The 18,948-nt window shown below is 74.4% G+C and carries 16 protein-coding genes and 5 pseudogenes; 6 read left to right on the top strand and 15 right to left on the bottom strand.

Going from position 1 to position 18,948, the window contains the following annotated elements; genetic code table 11:
* Positions 1–75: 75 nt before the first annotated feature.
* The 4 genes and pseudogenes from BJF81_RS21400 to glsA form a co-directional block, all read left to right on the top strand.
* Positions 76–884: pseudogene (locus BJF81_RS21400) on the top strand (DUF3866 family protein); the annotation flags it as partial.
* Positions 885–928: 44 nt separating this feature from the next.
* The gene (locus BJF81_RS20875) at positions 929–1,186 is read left to right on the top strand and encodes a hypothetical protein (RefSeq protein ID WP_342447082.1); all 258 of its coding nucleotides are present in this window, start codon (positions 929–931) and stop codon (positions 1,184–1,186) included.
* Positions 1,183–1,821: a hypothetical protein gene (locus BJF81_RS06080; RefSeq protein ID WP_075957532.1), complete on the top strand. Its 639-nt coding sequence runs from the start codon at positions 1,183–1,185 to the stop codon at positions 1,819–1,821. Before BJF81_RS20875 ends, BJF81_RS06080 begins: the two co-directional genes overlap by 4 nt.
* 9 nt (positions 1,822–1,830) lie before the next feature.
* A pseudogene (gene glsA / locus BJF81_RS21395) lies at positions 1,831–2,765 on the top strand (glutaminase A).
* Between the two features lie 207 nt (positions 2,766–2,972).
* On the opposite strand, the pseudogene BJF81_RS06065 reads toward glsA, so the two are convergent.
* The 12 genes and pseudogenes from BJF81_RS06065 to BJF81_RS06010 all read right to left on the bottom strand — a co-directional run bounded on the left by BJF81_RS06065 (position 2,973) and on the right by BJF81_RS06010 (position 14,659).
* Positions 2,973–3,370 (bottom strand): annotated as a pseudogene (locus BJF81_RS06065) (FKBP-type peptidyl-prolyl cis-trans isomerase).
* 263 nt (positions 3,371–3,633) lie between these two features.
* Positions 3,634–4,248 (bottom strand): annotated as a pseudogene (locus BJF81_RS20545) (FKBP-type peptidyl-prolyl cis-trans isomerase); the annotation flags it as partial.
* Positions 4,249–4,579: 331 nt separating this feature from the next.
* Complete coding sequence (gene pafA / locus BJF81_RS06055; RefSeq protein ID WP_075957529.1) at positions 4,580–5,986, bottom strand: Pup--protein ligase; 1,407 nt, start codon at positions 5,984–5,986, stop codon at positions 4,580–4,582.
* 112 nt (positions 5,987–6,098) lie between these two features.
* Positions 6,099–6,188, bottom strand: a pseudogene (locus tag BJF81_RS21390) (ubiquitin-like protein Pup); the annotation flags it as partial.
* A gap of 12 nt (positions 6,189–6,200) precedes the next feature.
* Entirely contained in the window at positions 6,201–7,769 is a 1,569-nt protein-coding gene (gene dop / locus BJF81_RS06045) for a depupylase/deamidase Dop (RefSeq protein WP_075957528.1), read from the bottom strand.
* Between the two features lie 9 nt (positions 7,770–7,778).
* Positions 7,779–8,354, bottom strand: a complete 576-nt coding sequence (locus tag BJF81_RS06040) for a TetR/AcrR family transcriptional regulator (RefSeq protein ID WP_075957527.1) — start codon at positions 8,352–8,354, stop codon at positions 7,779–7,781.
* On the bottom strand, positions 8,351–9,586 hold the full coding sequence (locus BJF81_RS19255; protein ID WP_075957526.1) for an MFS transporter: 1,236 nt from the start codon (positions 9,584–9,586) through the stop codon (positions 8,351–8,353). The genes BJF81_RS06040 and BJF81_RS19255 overlap by 4 nt, the downstream gene beginning before the upstream one ends.
* Positions 9,475–10,476, bottom strand: coding sequence for an MFS transporter (locus BJF81_RS19250; protein ID WP_237770054.1), 1,002 nt, complete (start codon positions 10,474–10,476; stop codon positions 9,475–9,477). Before BJF81_RS19250 ends, BJF81_RS19255 begins: the two co-directional genes overlap by 112 nt.
* A 10-nt stretch (positions 10,477–10,486) precedes the next feature.
* Positions 10,487–10,846, bottom strand: coding sequence for a DUF3054 domain-containing protein (locus BJF81_RS06025; RefSeq protein WP_075957524.1), 360 nt, complete (start codon positions 10,844–10,846; stop codon positions 10,487–10,489).
* Between the two features lie 10 nt (positions 10,847–10,856).
* On the bottom strand, positions 10,857–12,509 hold the full coding sequence (gene arc / locus BJF81_RS06020) for a proteasome ATPase (RefSeq protein ID WP_075957523.1): 1,653 nt from the start codon (positions 12,507–12,509) through the stop codon (positions 10,857–10,859).
* Positions 12,506–13,534, bottom strand: coding sequence for a tRNA (adenine-N1)-methyltransferase (locus tag BJF81_RS06015; protein ID WP_237770053.1), 1,029 nt, complete (start codon positions 13,532–13,534; stop codon positions 12,506–12,508). The genes arc and BJF81_RS06015 overlap by 4 nt, the downstream gene beginning before the upstream one ends.
* Positions 13,535–13,543: 9 nt before the next feature.
* On the bottom strand, positions 13,544–14,659 hold the full coding sequence (locus BJF81_RS06010) for a site-2 protease family protein (protein WP_075957522.1): 1,116 nt from the start codon (positions 14,657–14,659) through the stop codon (positions 13,544–13,546).
* A 65-nt stretch (positions 14,660–14,724) separates the two neighbouring features.
* On the opposite strand from BJF81_RS06010, the gene BJF81_RS06005 reads away from it, so the two are divergent.
* A complete protein-coding gene (locus tag BJF81_RS06005; protein WP_075957521.1) occupies positions 14,725–15,600 on the top strand; it encodes a RecB family exonuclease in 876 nt (291 codons plus the stop codon).
* Here the strand turns inward: BJF81_RS06005 and BJF81_RS06000 are convergent.
* Positions 15,529–16,293 (bottom strand): PAC2 family protein, encoded by a 765-nt coding sequence (locus tag BJF81_RS06000; protein ID WP_187345497.1) that lies wholly within the window; start codon positions 16,291–16,293, stop codon positions 15,529–15,531. The genes BJF81_RS06005 and BJF81_RS06000 overlap by 72 nt on opposite strands.
* A gap of 151 nt (positions 16,294–16,444) precedes the next feature.
* Between BJF81_RS06000 and BJF81_RS05995 the strand changes: the two genes are divergently transcribed.
* Positions 16,445–17,182: an HAD family hydrolase gene (locus BJF81_RS05995; protein WP_237770052.1), complete on the top strand. Its 738-nt coding sequence runs from the start codon at positions 16,445–16,447 to the stop codon at positions 17,180–17,182.
* Positions 17,183–17,188: 6 nt separating this feature from the next.
* On the opposite strand, the gene BJF81_RS05990 is transcribed toward BJF81_RS05995, so the two are convergent.
* Both BJF81_RS05990 and mshC read right to left on the bottom strand, forming a co-directional pair.
* A complete protein-coding gene (locus tag BJF81_RS05990) occupies positions 17,189–17,611 on the bottom strand; it encodes an ectoine synthase (RefSeq protein WP_075957520.1) in 423 nt (140 codons plus the stop codon).
* Positions 17,608–18,906: a cysteine--1-D-myo-inosityl 2-amino-2-deoxy-alpha-D-glucopyranoside ligase gene (mshC, locus tag BJF81_RS05985; protein WP_075957519.1), complete on the bottom strand. Its 1,299-nt coding sequence runs from the start codon at positions 18,904–18,906 to the stop codon at positions 17,608–17,610. The genes BJF81_RS05990 and mshC overlap by 4 nt, the downstream gene beginning before the upstream one ends.
* Positions 18,907–18,948 lie beyond the last annotated feature (42 nt).

Genomic DNA, 18,948 nt, shown 5'->3' with positions numbered 1-18,948 from the left:
CGGGACCGCGGGGCGGCGTTCTGCGTCCCCGTCGGCGCGTCCGGGTCCGTGGGTGTCGCCCACTAGGCTGCCTGCGTGATCCGGTGGCGGCAGGGCGTGGTGCGGGCGACCGGCCCGGGGTGGCCGGGCGTGCTGCTCCTGGACGTGGACACCTCCGACGGGGAGAGCCTGCGGGCGCTGGCCTACCCCGACGTGGTGGGCACCCCCCGGACCGGCGACCGGGTGCTGCTCAACACCACGGCCCTGGACCGGTCCCTGGGCACCGGCGGGCTCGCGCTCGTGGTCGCCGTGCCCGACCGCCCCGACGCCTGGCCCGCCCGGGAGGCGGAGGAGCCGGGCCACCTGGTCAAGGCGCGCTACACGCCGCTGCAGACGATGGTGCTGGGGGTCGACGACCCCGAGGGCGCGCACCACGGGGGTCTCGCGGACGCGACGACCTCGGGGGTATGCCGGTGCTCGCCGCGGACCTGCACTCGGCGCTGCCGGCGGTGCTGGCCGGGGTCCGGCTGGAGGACGAGGGTCTTCGGGTGGTCTACGTCATGACCGACGGCGGCGCCCTGCCCGCCGCCTACTCCCGGGCCGTGGCCGTGCTGCGCGAGCGGGGCTGGCTCGAGGCGGTCGTCACCGCCGGGCAGGCCTACGGCGGCGACCTCGAGGCGGTCACCGTGCACAGCGCCCTCCTGGCCGCCCACCACGTCGTCGGGGCCGACCTCGTGGTCGTGACCCAGGGACCGGGCAACCTGGGGACGGGCACCCGATGGGGCTTCTCCGGGGTCTCGGCCGGGGAGGCCCTCAACGCCGCCGCCGTGCTGGGCGGCCGTCCGGTCGCCTCCCTCCGCGTCTCCCAGGCCGACCCGCGGCCCCGCCACCGCGGCCTGTCCCACCACAGCGCGACGGCATACGGACGGGTCCTGGCGCACCCGGCGAGGTGCCCCTCCCCCACGGCACCACCGGGCACGCCGCCACCGACGGCTGCCTGGCGGACGTGCGGGCGGCCGTGGGAGAGCTCGTGCACGCCGCGCCCCACCTCCGGCCGGTGGACGTCGCCGTCGAGGGCGTGGTCGAGGCGTTGCACGGCTCGCCGGTCCCGCTGGCCACGATGGGCCGTGGCCTGGAGGAGGACACCGCCTCGTTCGTGGCCGCCGCCGTGGCCGGGCGGAGGGCGGCCGTCCTGGGGTCCGCGTGACCGGCGTGCTGGGCGTGCTGCACGCCCTCGCGGTCCTCCGTTTCGCCGAGGTCGGACGGGTCGTGCGACGGGCCGAGGAGCCCCGGCAGGACGTTCTCGCCCACCTCGGGCTGGCGGCCGAGGAGGGCTGGGCCGAGCAGCTCGTCCTGGGGGACGAGCGCGGATGGTGCCTCACGCCGGCGGGCCGGTCGGTCCTGCAGGGGGCGTTGGCCGCCGAGCTCGACGCCCTCCCCGAGCAGGATCCCGACCTCAGGGCACAGGTCCTGGACATGGAGGACGCCCTGCGCCCCTGCGACGCGACCGTGAGCTCGGCCCTGGCGCGGTGGCGGCTCGGCCGGCTGGGTGCGGCCCCACCCGTTGCTCCCGCCGAGGTGCTCCAGGAGCTGAGCGGGCCGGGGGCCCTCCTGGAGGCGTTCGAGCACTGGTGCCGGGAGGTCGGGATCACGCGGCTGCTCGGCTACCGGGCCCGGTTCGGCGCCGCCCTGGGGCGGGCCGCCGTGGACCCGGCGTGGATCGCCGCCGACGACCGGGACTCCTGCGAGCAGGTGTGGCGCGAGCTCGTCGAGGACCTCCGCCTCACGGCCGGGGTGCCCGGGCCCAGGCCCCCGTCGGAGGGGACGGCCTCCGAGCCCTAGTCTGGCGCGGTGGACACCCCCGAGCTGCAGGCCCTGCTGGACCGGATCGTCGAGCGCGTCCGGGAGGTGGACGACGGTGAGCCGAACGAGCTGCCGGTGCACCGCGAGGCCGACCTGTCCTTGACGGCCCTGGCCCTCGTGGACAGCGACGACCAGCGCGTCGGGGCGGGCGACGCGGACGTGCCCTTCCCGATCCAGTCGATGTCGAAGGCGTTCGCCTACGGGCTGGCCATCGACACCGTCGGTCTGGAGGAGGTCTTCGAGCACGTCGACGTCGAGCCCTCCGGCGACGCCTTCAACCGGATCTCGCTGGAGGCCGGCGACCGCCCGGACAACCCGATGATCAACGCCGGCGCCTCGCCGTGCACGCCCTGCTGCCCGGGGACTCGGGGGAGGAACGCTTCCGCGCGCTGCACGACCTGCTGTCCCGGATGGCCGGCCGGGACCTGGCCGTCAACGAGCACCTCGTCGAGCAGGAGCTGGCCGCCGCGCACCGCAACCTCGGGATCGCCCACCTGCTCAAGGCCCTCGGCGTGCTGCCCGGCGACCCGCACGACGTCGTGGAGGGCTACACCCGGCAGTGCGCGATCGAGGCGACGACCGTGGAGTTCGCCCGGATGGCGGCCACCCTGGCGCACGACGGGCTCGTCCCCGGCACCGACGAGCGGGTGCTCAGCCCCCTCGCGGCCCGGCAGGTGCTGTCGGTGATGATGACCTGCGGCATGTACGACGACGCCGGCGAGTGGGTCACCGACGTCGGGCTCCCGGGCAAGAGCGGCATCGCCGGCGGCATCATCGCGGCGGTCCCGGGCCGCTGCGGCATCGCGGCCTACTCCCCCCGCCTCGACCGGCACGGCAGCTCGGTCCGGGGCATCCTGGCCCTCGAGCAGCTCTCGGGCGAGCTCAACCTGCACCTGCTGCGGCCGGGGCTGGCCAAGATCTGAAGGGCTGGTGGTGGGCGCTGCCGGGGCGTTCTCCCGCGGCGGCTCTGTGCACGATCCGCGCCCTGGCACGCGACACGCCGCAACGGCATCAGCACAGTGCGCGACACGCCGGGCGGGAAGGTCAGCCGGTGCGCGACACGCCGGCCGGGCGGACGCAGCGGCGCCCCGCCGGTCGGACCGACGGGGCGCCGCGTGCGCGGACGGGTCTCAGCGCACGTCGACGAGGTCGACGACGAAGATGAGGGTCTCGCCGCCCTTGATCGCGCCGCCGGCGCCGCGGTCGCCGTAGCCAGGTGCGGGGGGATGACGATCTTGCGGCGGCCGCCGACCTTCATCCCCAGCAGGCCCTGGTCCCAGCCCTGGATGACCTGGCCGACACCGACGGTGAAGTCGAGCGGCTGGCCACGGTTCCAGGAGGCGTCGAACTCCTCGCCCGTGGACCAGGCCACGCCGACGTAGTGCGCCGAGATCTGCGAGCCGGCGGTCGCCTCGGCGCCCTTGCCGACCTCGATGTCCTCGACGACCAGCTCGGCCGGCGGGGTGTCGCCGGGGAAGTCGATCTCGGGCTTGGCCTTGCGGACCTGGCCGAAGGGGGACTCGGACATGCGGTGCTCTCCTGACGTTGGTAGGGGTGCTGCTGGTCTGCGGGGATGGCCCTCAGTAGGCGCCGAGGATGTCCACGACGAAGACGAGCGTCTCGCCGGACAGCTCGTGCGCGGGCGCGGTGGTCTGGCTCTCGTCGTCCTGCTCGGGCGCCTCGCCGTAGGCTGCTCGGCCGGGATGACGAGCAGGACGCGTGAGCGACCGGTTGACCGACCAGCCCCTCGTCCCAGCCCGAGATGACCTGGCCGACACCGATGGGGAACTCGGCCGGCTCGCCGCGGTCGTAGGAGTTGTCGAAGCCCTCGCCGTCGGAGAACTTCACGCCGGTGTAGTGCACCTTGATGGACTGACCGGCCTTGACCTCCGCGCCCTCCCCCTCGATGAGCGGCTGCACCACCAGCTCGTCGGGGGCCTCGGCGTCGTCGGGGATCGTGATGGTGGCGGCGCTCTCGCCGTCGGCCTCGACCTCGGGCAGCCCGTCCTCGGGCTCGACCTCCTCGCCCGTGGCCTTGGTCAGCGGGGCGGCGCTGTCGACGATCTCCATGTAGAACACCAGGGTGTCCTCGGCACCGATCCCCAGCTGGCTGTTGCCCTGGTTGCCGAACGCGGCCGCCGGGGGCAGCGCCATGAGGAGGGTGTCACCGGCCTGGCGGCCCGGCAGCTCCTCGAGGAAGGCCGGGAAGAGCATCTCGTTGGACAGGTCGAGGGTGACCGGGTCCTCCTGCTCGAAGGTGGACAGCACCTCCTCGCCGCTGGTCCCGTTGACCGTGAGGTAGCGCACGCGCACCTCGTCGCCCTCGGAGACCTCGTCCCCGTCGCCGGCCTCGACCTCCTCGACCTGGGTCTCGGCGACGCCGAAGGGCAGCTCGCCCTCGGCCATCGGCTCACCGTCCCGGGTGATCTGGGGCGCGTCGCCGGAGGTGTCGACCGCCAGCTCGGACACGTCGCCCGTCGGGGCGGCCGAGGTGGCAGCGGCGTCGTCGCTCTGCCCGGCGTCGTCGGTCCCCCCGTCCGTGGAGCAGGCGGACAGGAGCAGCAGCGGGGCGGCGGCCAGGGCCACCATCCGCAGTCGGGGAGAGCGCACGCGCGTTCCTTCACAGTCTCGGGTTCGTCGGGGGGCCCGCGGCGGGAGGGCCGCGCGACCGGTGCAACCGGGCAAGCGTAACCATCCCAACCTGGGTGCCCGGTGGGAGCACCCTGGGGCGGCCCGGCTACACCCCGCGGACGGTGGGCGCGTTCCGGGGCGGGCCGGCCCGGCGGATCGACTCGATCAGCTCGTCCACCCGGGCGTCGACCGCGGAGAACGGGTCCTTGCAGACCACGGTGCGCTGCGCGGTGTCGTTGAGCTTCAGGTGCACCCAGTCGACGGTGAAGTCCCGCCGGTGCTCCTGGGCCGCCCGCACGAACTCCCCCCGCAGCCAGGCCCTGGTCCGCGGCGGCTCGTGCATGGCGCGGGCGACACGGTCCGGCGTGACGACGGTCCGCGCCCGGCCCTGCCGCTCGAGCACCGACAGAACGCCCCGCCGGGGGTGGACGTCGTGCCAGGCGAGGTCCAGCTGCTGGAGCCGGTCGTCGTGCAGCTCGAGCCCGTGCCGGGCGGCATACCTCTCCAGGAGCGTCTTCTTCATGACCCACTCGATCTCGGTGTCGACCAGCGACAGGTCGTCGGTCTCCACCGCCCGGAGGGTGCGCTCCCACAGCTCGAGGACCTCCCGGTGCGGGCTGACGTCCGCCAGGCCCGCGCCCTCGGCGTAGCGGCGGACGAGCGCCAGGAAGGCGGTCTGCATGTCGAGGGCGCTGATGGTGCCGCCCCGGGCCAGCTCGAGCGGGCGCCGGCCGGTCCGGTCCCGGCTGACCTCACGGATGGCCTGCACCGGGTTGGCCAGGGCCATGTCGGGCACGATCGTGCCGGCCTCGACCATCCGCAGCACCAGGTCGACCATGCCGACGCGCACCATCGTCGTGGTCTGGCTCATCGTGGAGTCGCCGACGATGACGTGGAGCCTGCGGTACCGCTCGGCGTCGGCGTGCGGCTCGTCGCGGGTGTTGATGATCGGTCTGGACCGGGTCGTCGCCGAGGACAGGCCCTCCCACACGTGGTCGGCGCGCTGGGAGACCAGGAAGGTGGCCCGCTCCCCCACGACGTGCAGCCGGCCGGTGCCGCTGACCAGCTGCCGGGTGACGAGGAAGGGCACGAGCGGGTCGGTGATCCGCTCCAGCCGGGGCGTGCGGCGCACGAGGTAGTTCTCGTGCGAGCCGTAGGAGTTGCCGCGGGAGTCCACGTTGTTCTTCAGCACGTAGACGGTGGCGTCCATCCCCTCCTCGGCCAGCCGCTGCTCGGCGTCGTCGGCGAGGTCCTGGACGATGAGCTCGCCGGCCTTGTCGTGGGCGACCAGGTCGAGCAGGTCGGTGCACTCGGCGGTGGCGTACTCAGGGTGGGACCCGACGTCGAGGTAGAGCCGGGAGCCGTTGACGAGGAAGACGTTGCTGGAGCGCCCCCAGGCGACGACCTTGCGGAAGAGGTAGCGGGCGACCTCGTCGGGCGCGAGGCGGGGACCGTCCCGGAAGGTCGCATTGACCCCGAACTCGGTCTCGATCCCCATCACCCGGGCGTCCACGGGGGCTACTGGCCGCCCTTCTGGATGAACCCGTGCACGAAGTCCTGGGCGTGGTCTCCAGGACCCCGTCGATCTCGTCGAGGAGGGAGTCCAGCTCCTCGTCGCGCCGGGCGTCCTGCACCTGCGGGGCGGAGGGGGCCGGGGTCTCCGGCTCGGGCGCGTCGTCGTCGCGACGACGGGAGAACTTCTGCTGCTCGGACATGTCCCGATCCTCTCAGACGGTCTCCGAGGCCAGCTCGGTGAGCAGGCCGGCGGTGCGGGTATGCCGCTCCAGCAGCGGCCCGATCCGCTCCCGGGTGGCGGTGGTCGGCTCGGGCGTGCGGACCCGGTGGCGGCGTCCTGCCTCGTCCAGCATGACGACGGAGTCCCAGGAGGCCGCCGGGACGTCACCGTACGGGCCGTAGCGGCGCACGCACTCGCCCCGGAACCAGGCCCTCGTGTCGGCCGGCGGCTCGGTGACCGCGGCCTCGACCAGCTCCTGCGGCACCAGCCGCTCCAGCCGGCCCGCGGCACGCAGCCGCTGGGCCAGGCCACGCTCGGGGTCCAGGTCGTGCCACTGGATGTCCATCGCCGCCAGCCGGGGGTCGTCCCAGCCGGCCCCGGCCCGTTCGCGGTAGCGCTCCAGGAGGGTCAGCTTGGCGACCCACTCCACGCGGTCGGCACAGCGGGCGGGGTCGGCCCGCAGGTCGTCGAGGACCTCCTGCCACCGGTCGAGGACGTCGGCGGTGGCGGGGTCGGGTCCGGCCGCCCCGTCCGGCCCGGCCCACGCCTCGTGGCCGGAGCCGGCCGCCTGACGCACCGCCTCCAGGTAGGCCTCGAGCAGGTCGGGGCCGGTGACCCGGCGTCCGTCGACGGTCTCGACCGTGGTCCGCAACGTGGGGTCGTGCGAGATGTCCTTGACCGCCTGCACCGGATCGCCCAGGTCCAGCGCGGGCACGAGCTCGGGAGAGGTCTCGACGAGACGCAGCACCGCCGACAGGGAGCCCACCGCCAGGTAGGTCGTCACGTCGGCCATGGTGGCGTCGCCGACGATGACGTGCAGCCGGCGGTGACGGTCGGGGGTGGCGTGCGGCTCGTCGCGGGTGTTGACGAGAGGCCGGCGCAGCGTGGTCTCCAGGCCCACCTGGGCCTCGAGGTAGTCCGCCCGCTGGCTCAGCTGGAACCCGGGGCGCTCGCTGGCCTGGCCCAGACCGACCCGTCCGGCCCCGGCGATCACCGGCCGGGCGACGAGGAAGGGGAGCAGCTGGCGGGCGAGCCGGTCGAAGGGGACGCTGCGCGGCACGAGGTAGTTCTCGTGGGTGCCGTAGCTGGCGCCCTTGCCGTCGACGTTGTTCTTGTAGAGCCGCACCTGGGCGCCCTGCTCGGCGAGGGTGCGCACGGCGCCCCGGGCGACCAGCTCCCCCGCCCGGTCGTAGCGCACCGCCTCCAGGGGGGACGTGACCTCCGGCGAGGAGTACTCCGGATGGGCGTGGTCGACGTAGAGCCGGGCCCCGTTGGACAGGACCGTCGTGGCGATCGTCGGGTCGTCCACGTCGGTCAGCTGGGAGACGTCGGCCAGCGTACGGGCCATCTCGTAGCCACGGGCGTCCCGCAGCGGCGTCTCGTCGGCGTAGTCCCACCCGGCCGTCGGCGGCAGCGCCGCCCCGGGGTCGGCACCGGCCGCGTAGGCACGCACGACCTGGCCGGAGAGCACCATGGGGCTCAGCGAGCGCCCCTGCCCGTCGACCTGGGTGCTGGTGATCCCCAGCTCGGTCTCGATCCCGACGACCCGCAGCACGCTCACGTCGCCACCCTAGGCGTCCTGCCCGCCCGCCGTGCGACCCAGGTCGATCCGGTCGAGCACCTGCTGCACGAGTGCGCCATACTCCCGCACGACCGCCTCCCTGTCGGTGCTCCCGGGGTCGAGGAGCCGGAAGGCGCGGACACCGGCGGCCAGGCCCAGCATGAGGCAGGCCACCTCGTCGGCGTGCCTGCGCCCGTCCCCCTCGGTCGGGAACCGGCGCAGGAAACGGTCGCGGAACTCCGCCCGGGCGGCCTCGGGGTCGGGCGCCTCGATGAGCAGGTAGATGGCCCGCAGCCACGGCTCGGCGGCCTCGTCGTCCCGGCGCTGCAGCAGGCGCGAGACGAGCAGCTCGCCCATCCCCTCCAGCGGCACGTCGGGCGGCAGCGGGGTCGGCTCGGCGGGGGTGGCCAGGGCGTAGAGCCGCTGCTTGCTCCCGGCGACCTTCATGACCATCGAGGCCGACACCCCCGCCTGCGCCGCCACCTCCCGGATGGTCACGGCGGCGTACCCCCGCTCGCCGAAGAGCCGCCGGGCGACCTGCAGGACGACCTCCCGGGTGCCGGCCGCGTCCCCGGGGCGGCTCACGACGGGGTCCCCGAGGGCATGGTCGGTGCGTCCGTCGTACGGGCCGACGCGGGGCCGGCGTCGGAGCTGCCCCGCAGCACGGTCCCGACCCCGCGGGCACCGGCGGGGACCCGCTGGGAGGGCCTGGGGATGCCGGTGCGCAGGTCCACGTCGAGCGTGGTGCTCGTCGACAGCACCGACAGGGCGCGCGAGCGGGCCCGCCCGCTGGCGTGGTCGACGGCCGTCAGCACGTAGCGGCCCGGCGGCGGCAGCCCGATCTCGTAGGCGCCGTCGGCCTCGGCGTAGGCCGTCCCGACGTACTCCCCCGAGTGCTTGATGAGCGAGATCATCGCCCCGGCCACGGGCACCCCGTCGTCGGTGACCCGGCCCGAGAGCAGGAGCCGACGCGTCATCGTGACCGGCTCGGTCTCCCCGGGCTCGAGGTGCACCAGTCCCGACTGCGGCGCCCAGCCGTCGGCCGACACGACGAGCAGGTAGCGGCCCTCCTCGGGCAGGGCCAGCGCGAACCGGCCCTCGTTGTCGGTGCGGCCCCAGTCGACGTGCCGCCCGTCCGTGTGCAGGACGGTGGCCACGGCCTGCCGCAGGGGCCGCCCCTGCGGGGACAGCACCCGGCCGCGCACGAGCACCTCGGGCAGCTCCCCCTCCACCTTGACGTGGGTGCGCTCCCCCGCCGGGGCCGGGACGCCGGTGCGGCTGGGTGCCCGCTCGCCCACCGGGGCCGGCCGCCGGATGAAGGCGGCGATGAGGGCCCCGCCGAGCGCCGCGGCGGTGCCCGACCAGAAGACGAGCTGGTATGCGCCGAAGGTGGGCGCTGCCTCCCCCGACGGGGTGACGACCATCCCGGCGGCGAAGACCGCCGCGACCATGGCCGAGGCGGAGGAGGTGCCGATGGAGCGCAGCAGGGTGTTCAGCCCGTTGGCCGAGGCGGTCTCGGTGAGCGGGACCGCCCGCATGATGAGGGTCGGCATCGCGGCGAAGGCCATCGCCGTGCCCACCGAGGCCACCGCCGCGCTGGCCATCACCTCCAGCACCGAGCCGTGCAGCAGGGACCGGCCGATGAAGCCGACGGCCATGACGACCGCGCCGACGATGAGGATCAGGCGCGGGCCGAACAGGCGGATCAACCGGGCCGAGACGGGGGACATCGCGACCATGAGGACGCCGCTGGGCAGCATCCACAGACCTGTCTCCACCACCGACAGGCCGAAGCCGTAGCCGGTGCTGGCGGGCATCTGCACCTGCTGCACGGAGGTGAGGAAGTTGGCGAACATCGCGAAGCGACGAGCACCGAGGCCGAGTTGGTCAGCAGCACCGTCCGCCGGGTCGAGGTGCGGATGTCCACCAGCGGCTGGCCCACCCGCAGCTCCCAGGGCACCCAGGCGGCCAGCACCAGACCGGCCGCGGCCAGCAGGCTGAGCGTCAGCGGCGAGCCCCAGCCCCAGCTGCCGGCCTTGCTGACGGCGAGCAGGAAGCAGGTCAGCGCCACCGACAGCAGCAGGGCCCCGACGTAGTCGAAGCGGCCGCGTGTGCGCACGGTCGACTCGGGCACGACGCGCAGGACCGCCACGAGCATGACCACGGCGAAGCCGCCGGAGACGTAGAACAGCGTGTGCCAGTCGAAGTTGTCGTAGATCACCCCGGCCAGCGGCATCCCCACGGCTCCGCCGATGCCCAGGGTCGCCGACATCAGCGCCACGCCCGACCCGACGCTCTCGGCCGGGAGGTGGTCGCGCATGATGCTGATCCCCACCGGCACCAGGCAGGCCCCCAGGCCGGCCAGCCCGCGGCCCAGGACCACCACCGCCAGGCTGGTGCTGAGCGCGGCCACGACCGAGCCCAGGATCACCGCCCCCATGCAGACGACCAGCATGAGCTTCTTGCCGAACATGTCCGCCAGGCGGGAGACGATCGGGGTGCCCACCGCGGCCGTGAGCAGGGTGACCGTCACCAGCCAGGACGCGTTGTCGCTGGTGGTGCCGAGGATCTCGGGGAAGTCCGGCAGCAGCGGCAGGACGAGCGTCTGCTGCAGCGAGACGAGCGTCCCGCAGAGGGCCAGCACGGTGATGACCAGTCCGGTGGACGGGGCCGACCGCGTCTGCTCGGTGCCACCGGGTGAACGCATGTTCACCATGCTACCGGCCCCGTCGCACCTCCAGCGCGGCGTCGACCGCCCGCCAGCCCAGCATCCCCGCGGCGAGCACCGCGGTCGCCACGAGCACGAAGGCCGCCGCCGCCCCCTGACCGCTCGCCAGCCGCAGCAGCATGCCGACCACGACGGTGGAGAGGGTCACGACCGTGCCGTCGAGCCACCACACCCGGCGGGTCCGCGGCTGCCGGGCCACCGCGACCCAGCCCACGGCCAGCCCGACGAGGAAGGGCCAGGCCGTCTCCAGGACGCCCAGGACCGAACCGTCCAGGTCGTGGCTGCGCCGGCCGCCCGCGGCCAGGACCAGGACGACGCCCAGGTCGAGCCAGAACGCGAACCGTCTCATCACCGGCCCCTCAGTGGTAGTGGGCCGGGGGCTCGGGGTCGACCGCCCGGCCGGGCGAGGTGCCGGTGCTGCTGCCCACGAGCGTGCGGATGTAGCTGATCCGCTCCCCCTTCTTGCCCGAGATGCGGGCCCAGTCGTCGGGGTTGGTCGTGTTGGGCAGGTCCTCGTTCTCCTTGAACTCGTCGAGGTAGGCCCGGTCCAGGTGGTCCGCCCGCAGTCCCTCCTGGCCGTCGGTCAGGAGGTCCTTGATCGCCAGCTTCTTGGCCCGGTCGACGATGTTGTGGATCATCGCGCCCGAGGCGAAGTCCTTGAAGTAGAGGACCTCCTTGTCACCACCGGCGTAGGTGACCTCCAGGAAGGCGTTCTCCGGGCGCACGGCGTACATCCGCCCCACCACCTCCTCGATGAGCGCGTCCACGGTGGCCCGCCGGTCCCCGTCGTGGGCGCCCAGCTCGTCGGCGTGGAGGGGCACGTCGGGGGTGAGGTACTTGGTGAAGATGTCCCGGGCACCGTCGGCGTCGGGCCGCTCGATCTTGATCTTCACGTCGAGCCGTCCCGGACGCAGGATGGCCGGGTCGATCATGTCCTCCCGGTTGGAGGCCCCGATGACGATGACGTTGTCGAGCCGTTCCACCCCGTCGATCTCGGCGAGGAGCTGGGGCACGATCGTGGTCTCCACGTCCGAGGACACCCCGGAGCCGCGGGTGCGGAAGAGCGACTCCATCTCGTCGAAGAAGACCACCACGGGGTCGCCGTCGGCGGACTTCTCCCGGGCCCGCTGGAAGATGGACCGGATGTGCCGCTCGGTCTCGCCGACGTACTTGTTGAGCAGCTCCGGACCTTTGATGTTGAGGAAGTAGGCACGGGAGGAGTCGTCGGCCCGTCCGCGGCGCTGCGCCGACTGCCGGGCCAGGGAGGCGGCGACCGCCTTGGCGATGAGGGTCTTGCCGCAGCCCGGGGGGCCGTAGAGCAGCACCCCCTTGGGGGGACGCAGCTGGTGCGCGGCGTAGAGGTCGGCGTGCAGGAAGGGCAGCTCGACGGCGTCCCGGATCTGCTCGATCTGGCCGGCCAGGCCGCCGATGTCGTCGTAGGAGATGTCCGGCACCTCCTCCAGGACCAGCTCGGCCACCTCGGGCCGGGGGATCCGTTCGGTGACGAAGCCGCTGCGCGGGTCGAGCAGCAGCCCGTCCCCGACGCGGACCGGCTCGTCGCGCAGGGAACCGGCGCGACGGCATACCCGCTCGTCCTCGCCCCGCACGAGCACGACGACACGGTCCTCCCCGAGCAGCTCCTTGCACACGACGACCTCGCCCGCGCATTCGTATCCGGCCACGCCGACCACCGCCTGCGACTCGTTGAGCAGGACCTCGCGGCCGGGGCGCAGCTCCTCGGTGGAGACGTCCGCGGTCACGTGCGTGCGCACCTTCCGGCCGGCGACCGCCACGTCGACGGTGCCGTCCCCGACGAGCCGGAGCACCTGCCCCACGGTCAGGGGCGGACGGGCCAGCGCGTCCAGGTCCTCACGCAGTCCGCCGATCTGCTCCCGGGCGGTGCGCAGGGTCGAGACCAGCTGGTCGTTGTGCGCCTTGAGGTCGGTCAGGCGCGAGGTCAGGGACTGCACCTGCTGCTGCAGGTGCCGCTCGCGGAAGGGCTGCTCGCTCACTCGGGCTCCTCTGCGGTGGGGGGTGCGGGGTCGCGGCGGTCCGCGGTCGCCTCGGCGTCCCGGCGGGTCCGTCGCAGGCGCTTGTCGGACACGGGCCGCTCGCCGAGGTCCTCGGGGGTCCACTCCCCCGGGTCGGCGGCCTCGTAGTCCTCCCCGTAGGCCCCCTTGGCCGGGCGGCGCTTGCGCAGCGGGGGCGCGGTGTCGGGGGCCAGCCGCCGGACGGTGAGCAGGAAGCCGGTGTGGCCGTGCATCCGGTGCTGCGGGCGGACTGCCAGGCCCTCGAGGTGCCAGTCCCGCACGAGCGACTCCCAGGCCTGCGGCTCGGTCCAGCCGCCGTGCGTGCGGGCGGCCTCGGCGACGCGGGAGAGCTGGGTGGCGGTGGCGACGTAGCAGATGAGCACGCCGCCGGGGGCCAGCGCGTCGCCGACGACGTCGAGGCACTCCCAGGGGGCGAGCATGTCCAGCACGACGCGGTCCACGGTGCCCGGCTCGACCGCGTCCGGCAGCGTCTCGACGAGGTCGCCGACCGTGACGGTCCAGGCCGGGTGGTCCTGGCCGAAGAACGCACGGGCGTTGGCCCGGGCGATGTCGGCGAAGTCCTGCCGCCGCTCGATGGACAGCAGGCGCCCGGAGTCGCCCACCGCGCGGAGCAGGGACAGCGACAGGGCGCCGGAACCCACCCCCGCCTCCACGACGGTGGCCCCGGGGAAGATGTCGGCGTAGGTGACGATCATCCCCGCGTCCTTGGGGTAGACGACCTGGGCGCCGCGCGGCATGGACAGCACGTAGTCGGACAGCAGGGGCCGCAGCGCGAGGTAGTCGGCGCCCGAGCTGTGCCTCACGACGCTGCCGTCGGGGGCGCCGATGAGGTCGTCGTGCCGCAGGTGCCCGCGGTGGGTGTGGAACTGCCTGCCCGGTTCCAGGGTGATGGTGTGCAGCCGCCCCTTGGGGTCGGTCAGCTGCACGCGGTCGCCGGGGCGGAAGGGGCCGCGGCGCAGGTCGGCGCCGGTCGCAGGGGTGCTCACCGGGTCAGTCTACGAGCGCGGCCGCGGGGCCCCGGTGCGGTCCAGGTCGCCGGCCAGCACGGCCCCCCAGGGCCGTCCGTCCTCCGCCAGGAGCCCGACCACCCCCGAGCCCGTGCTGCCCATCACGGCGAGCACGTCCGCGAACGGGGCGTCCGGGTCCATCCGCACGGCCCACCCGTCGGGGAGCCGGACGGCCACCGCCGAGACCGGGGTGGAGGCCCACGCCTCCTGGGGGACCTGGCGGACCGAGGCGGGGTGGACGATGCCGTCGACGCCCCCTCGAGGGTCCTCGGTCAGCCACAGGCCGCCCCGCTGCCAGTCGAGCTCGGCGAGCAGCACGTCCGGCCGCACGACCCCGACGCGTCGGGCCACCTGCCCGACGCGCACCCGGGCGGCCGTCATGCCGCGCCGGCCCGCGCCCACGGCGACGCTGGCGCCCTGCCAGATGAAGCCGGCCAGCAGCAGCACCCACAGGAGCCGGAACAGGCTGGGCCGCTCGCCCTCCAGCAGGAGGGGCGACAGCGCCCAGAGCAGGCCCACGACGACCACCCCACGCCCCGCCCAGCCGGCCACGAGCGTCCCGAGGTGCCGGTCGCCGGTGACCCGCCACACCAGGGACTCGAGCAGGAACCCGCCGTCCAGGGGCAGGGCGGGCACGAGGTTGAAGACGGCGACGACCGCGTTGGCCCAGGTGAAGGCCAGGGTCAGGAGCAGCGGCACGCCGCCGTCGAGCACCTGCAGCAGCCCCCACCCGAGGACGGCCAGCACCGCGTTGGCCAACGGGCCCACGACCGCCACGGCGGCACTTCCTCCCGGGGTGCCGCCGGCGCCGTCGTGCGCGGTGTGCCCGCCCCAGAAGTCCGCGACGATCCGGTGCACGCGGTAGCCGACCCGCTGCGCCACGAGCGCGTGCGCCGCCTCGTGGGCGAGCACGGAGACCAGCAGGAGCAGGGCGTAGGAGGCGGCCACCAGGTAGGCCAGCGCTCCCAGCCCCGGGAGGCTGCGCTGCACCGAGGGGCCGAACAGGGCCACCATGACGAGGGCGATGAGCACCCAGCTGCGGCCCAGGTAGACCGGCACGCCGGACACCGAGCCGATGCGCCACCCGCCGACCGTCGCTGCCATCCCGCAGTAGGGGTGCGGACTGACAGCGCGCTGGGCTGTCGGTGCGGCCCTCTAGGGTCGGGGCCATGGAACCCACGCTGTCCCCCTCCCGGGCGGCCGACTTCCTGACCTGTCCGCTGCTCTACCGGTTCCGCACGGTGGACCGCCTGCCCGAGCCGCCGTCGGCCCCGGCGGCGCGGGGGACGCTCGTGCACGCCGTCCTCGAGCGCGTCTTCGACCTGCCCGCCTCCCGCCGCACCGTGGAGGAGGTGGTCAGCCTGGTGCCCGGCACGTGGGAGGAGCTGGTGGGCGAGGACCCGGAGCTGGCGCAGGTCCTGGCCCAGGCCCCGCCCGGGGGCGGTGGACCGCTGCCGGCCCCGGACCTCGACGGGTGGCACCGGTCGGCCGCCCGCCTGGTGGAGCGGTGGTTCACCCTCGAGGACCCGAGCCGTCTGGAGCCGGCCGAGCGCGAGCTCTACGTCGAGGCCTCGCTGCCCGGGCTGACCGTCCGCGGCTACGTGGACCGCCTCGACCGGGCGCCGGACGGGCGGCTGCGCGTGGTGGACTACAAGACCGGCCGGGCACCGTCACCCGCCTTCGAGGTGCCCGCCCTGTTCCAGCTGCGGTTCTACGCGCTGGCCCTGTGGCGCTCCACCGGGGTGCTCCCGTCCCGGCTGCAGCTGGTCTACCTGGGCGACGGGGTGCTGCTGTGGACCGACCCGACCGAGCGCGAGGTGCTGGCCACCGAGCGGAAGGTCCGGGCGCTGTGGGCCGCGATCGACCTGGCCGGCCGGACGGGCGACTGGCGCCCACGGCCGTCCCGGGCCTGCTCGTGGTGCGCCCACCGGGCGCTCTGCCCGGCGTGGGGCGGCACCCCGCCGCCGGTGCCGTCAGCCGAGGGGCCCGCCGTCGTCGCGCCGGCGCAGGTAGCGCTCGAACTCCCGGGCGATCGCGTCCCCTGACGCCTCCGGCAGGTCGGCGGCGTCCTGCGACTCCTCGAGCTGGCGGACGTAGTCGCGCACCTCGTCGTCGGTCGCCGCGAGCTCGTCGACCCCCCGTTCCCACGCGCGCGCCGCGTCGGCCAGCCCGGAGTCGTCGATGACGCAGTCGAGCAGCTCCTCGAGCTGGCCCAGCAGGGCCAGGGACGCCTTGGGCGACGGCGGGCCGCCGGCGTAGTGCGGGACCGCGGCCCAGCAGGACACGGTCGGCAGGTCGGCCTGCCGCGCCTCGTCCGCGAGCACGCCCACGATGCCGGTCGGCCCCTCGTAGGTGCTCGGTTCGATGTCCTCGTGCGCGGACCGCAGGTCGCGGTCCTCCGAGGACAGGCCCACCGGGATCGGCCGGGTGTGCGGCACGTCGGCCAGCATCGCCCCGAGCAGGACCAGCAGCTGGGCGCCCTCGTGCAGGGCCAGGCCGAGGATGTCGGCGGTGAAGTGCCGCCACCGGATGGACGGCTCGATCCCGTGGACGAGGATGACGTCGCGTCCGGACGGGGTGTCCTTGGCGAGGAAGACCCGCGTCGTGGGCCACCGGACGACCCGCCCCTCGTCCGTCCCGAGCACCTGGGGGCGGTTGACCTGGAAGTCGTAGTAGTCCTCGGGGTCGACGGCGGCGACCAGCTCGGCCCCCCACACCTCGACGAGGTGCTCGATCACGCCGGAGGCGCTCTCGCCGGCGTCGTTCCACCCCTCGAGGCCGCGATGACGACGGGGTCGACGAGGTCGCCCGTCTCGCGCAGCTCGATCATCGACATGCTCCTCCTCGGCTCCTGGCCCACCTTACGTCCACGGCCGCTACCGTGGGGGTGTGCCGAGCTCTCCCCTCCCCGCGACCCCGACGACCCCCGCGACCGGGCCCGTCCCGTCGTCGGACCCGGCCGGGCAGCCGGCGCTGCCGGCCGCGGTCCTGTGGGACATGGACGGCACGCTCGTGGACACCGAGCCCTACTGGATGGCGGAGGAGACGGCGCTGGTCGAGGCGGCCGGGGGCACCTGGAGCCACGAGGAGGCCCTGGGCCTGGTGGGCAACGACCTCATGGTCTCGGCCCAGGTCCTGCTGGAGCGCACGCCGGTGACCGGGACCCGCGAGCAGGTCGTCGACGCGCTCGTCTCCGGGGTCGCGGCGCGGATGCGGACCGGCCTGCCCTGGCGGCCCGGCGCCCCGGAGCTGCTGGCCGACCTGCGCCGCCAGGACGTCCCGTGCGCCCTGGTGACCATGTCCTGGACGGCGCTGGCGGACGTCCTGCTCGAGCACCTGCCGGCCGGCACGTTCGCCGCCGTGGTCACCGGCGACCAGGTCGAGCGGGGCAAGCCGCACCCCGACCCCTACCTCGAGGCGGCGCGTCGGCTGGCCGTGGAGCCGCAGGACTGCGTGGCGCTCGAGGACTCCCCCACCGGCGCGACCTCGGCGACCGCGGCCGGCGTCCCGACGCTCGTGGTCCCCAACGTCGTGGAGGTCCCCCGCCTGGCCGGGGCGGTGCGGCTCGGCAGCCTCGTCGACGTGACGGCCGAGGACCTGCTGCCGCTGCTGGCCGCCGGGACCTGACCGGGGTCAGCGCTCGCGGACGACCGACCCGTCGTCCTGCAGCCGCAGGAGCGGGTAGACCCCCTCCTCGTCGTGCACCTCGCGCCCGGTGACGGGCGGGGAGAAGACGCAGAGCATCCGCATCTGCTCCTCGCAGACCAGCTCGTGCCGCTCGTGGCCGTCGAGCAGGTACATGCTGCCCGGTCCGAGCTCGTGCTCGACGCCGTGGTCGAGGTCGCGCAGGACCCCCCTGCCCTCCACGAGCCAGACCGCCTCCACGTGGTGGGCGTAGTGGAAGACGTTGCGCGTACCTGCCGGGATGGTCGTCTCGTGGAACGAGAAGCCGGCCCGGTCCTCGGCCAGGACGATCCGCTTGGACCGCCAGGTCCCGGCCTCGTTGGTCACGTCCCGGTCGGTGCCGGTGATCCCGGCCGTGGTGCGGACGATCATGCGGCCTCCTCGGTCAGCAGGACGCCCAGCAGGGCGTCGACGGCGGTGGGCACCAGCAGGGAGCCGGTGCCGCGCTCGAGGACGGCGGCGGCCCAGCGGTCGACCGCCAGCAGGGCCGCCGGGCTGTCCAGGTCGTCCGCCAGGTGGCGGCGGACCTCGCGCACGACGTCGAGGTCCTGCGCGTCGGGCTCCGCGTCCGCCGCGCGGGCGACGGAGGCGGCCGCCCGCCACCGGGAGAGCCGTTCCTCGGCCCGGTGCAGGAGCTCGTCGGTCCACTCCCAGGACCGCCGGTGGTGCTGGCCGAGCAGGACCAGGCGCAGGGCCATGGGGTCGACCCCCGCGGCCCGCTGGCGGGACACGAGGACCAGGTTGCCCTTGGACTTGCTCATCTTCTCGCCGTCCAGCCCGACCATCGCCTGGTGCACGTAGGCCTGGGCGAACGGGGCGCCGTCCTGCAGCGCGGTGCCCTCGACGGCGCTCATCTCGTGGTGGGGGAAGACCAGGTCGTCGCCGCCGCCCTGCACGTCGAAGCCGGGGCCGAGGTAGCGCTGGGCGATGGTGGAGCACTCGATGTGCCAGCCGGGGCGTCCCTGCCCGAGAGGACCACCGTCCCAGTGGGGCTCGCCCACCCGGCCGGCGCGCCACAGCAACGGGTCGAAGGGGTCGCGCTTGCCCTGCCGGTCGGGGTCCCCGCCGCGGTCGGCGAACACGGCCATCATCTGCTCGCGGGTCCAGCCGGACACCGCGCCGAAGGTGGGCTGGGTGGACAGGTCCAGGTAGACGTCGGAGCGCTCCGCCCCCGGCACGGTCTGCTCCTCGTCCGGCACCGGCACGTGGTAGGCGACACCGTCGTCGAGCAGCTTGGTGACCGCGGTGACGTCGTCGGGGATGCCCTCGACGGCCCCCACGTAGTGGTCGGGCGGCAGCACGCGCAGCGCCTCCATGTCCTGGCGGAAGAGGTCGATCTCGCGGGCGGCCAGGTCCTCCCAGTGCACCCCGTCGCGGTCGGCCCGCTCCAGGAGGGGCTCGTCGACGTCGGTGACGTTCTGGACGTAGAGGACCTCCAGGCCGGCGTCCCGCCAGACCCGGTTCACCAGGTCGAAGGTGACGTAGGTGGCGGCGTGTCCCATGTGGGTGGCGTCGTAGGGGGTGATCCCGCAGACGTACATCCGCGCACGTCCGTCCACCGGTTCCGGCGTCACCGGCCCGTGGGTGGCGGTGTCGTGGACGACGAGGGGTCCGCCGCGCTCGGCGGTCGGGACGGTCGGCACGGGGTCGGCGGTCCAGGTGTTCACGACGGGCCAGCCTAGTCGTCGGCGGGACGGGCCCTCACCACG

Origin of the sequence: Ornithinimicrobium sp. CNJ-824 (genome assembly GCF_001942405.1) — a bacterium.
Lineage (GTDB): Bacteria > Actinomycetota > Actinomycetes > Actinomycetales > Dermatophilaceae > Ornithinicoccus > Ornithinicoccus kibberensis.
The sequence above is the reverse complement of the archived record's forward strand: the minus strand, read 5'-3'. Positions and strand labels throughout refer to the sequence as shown.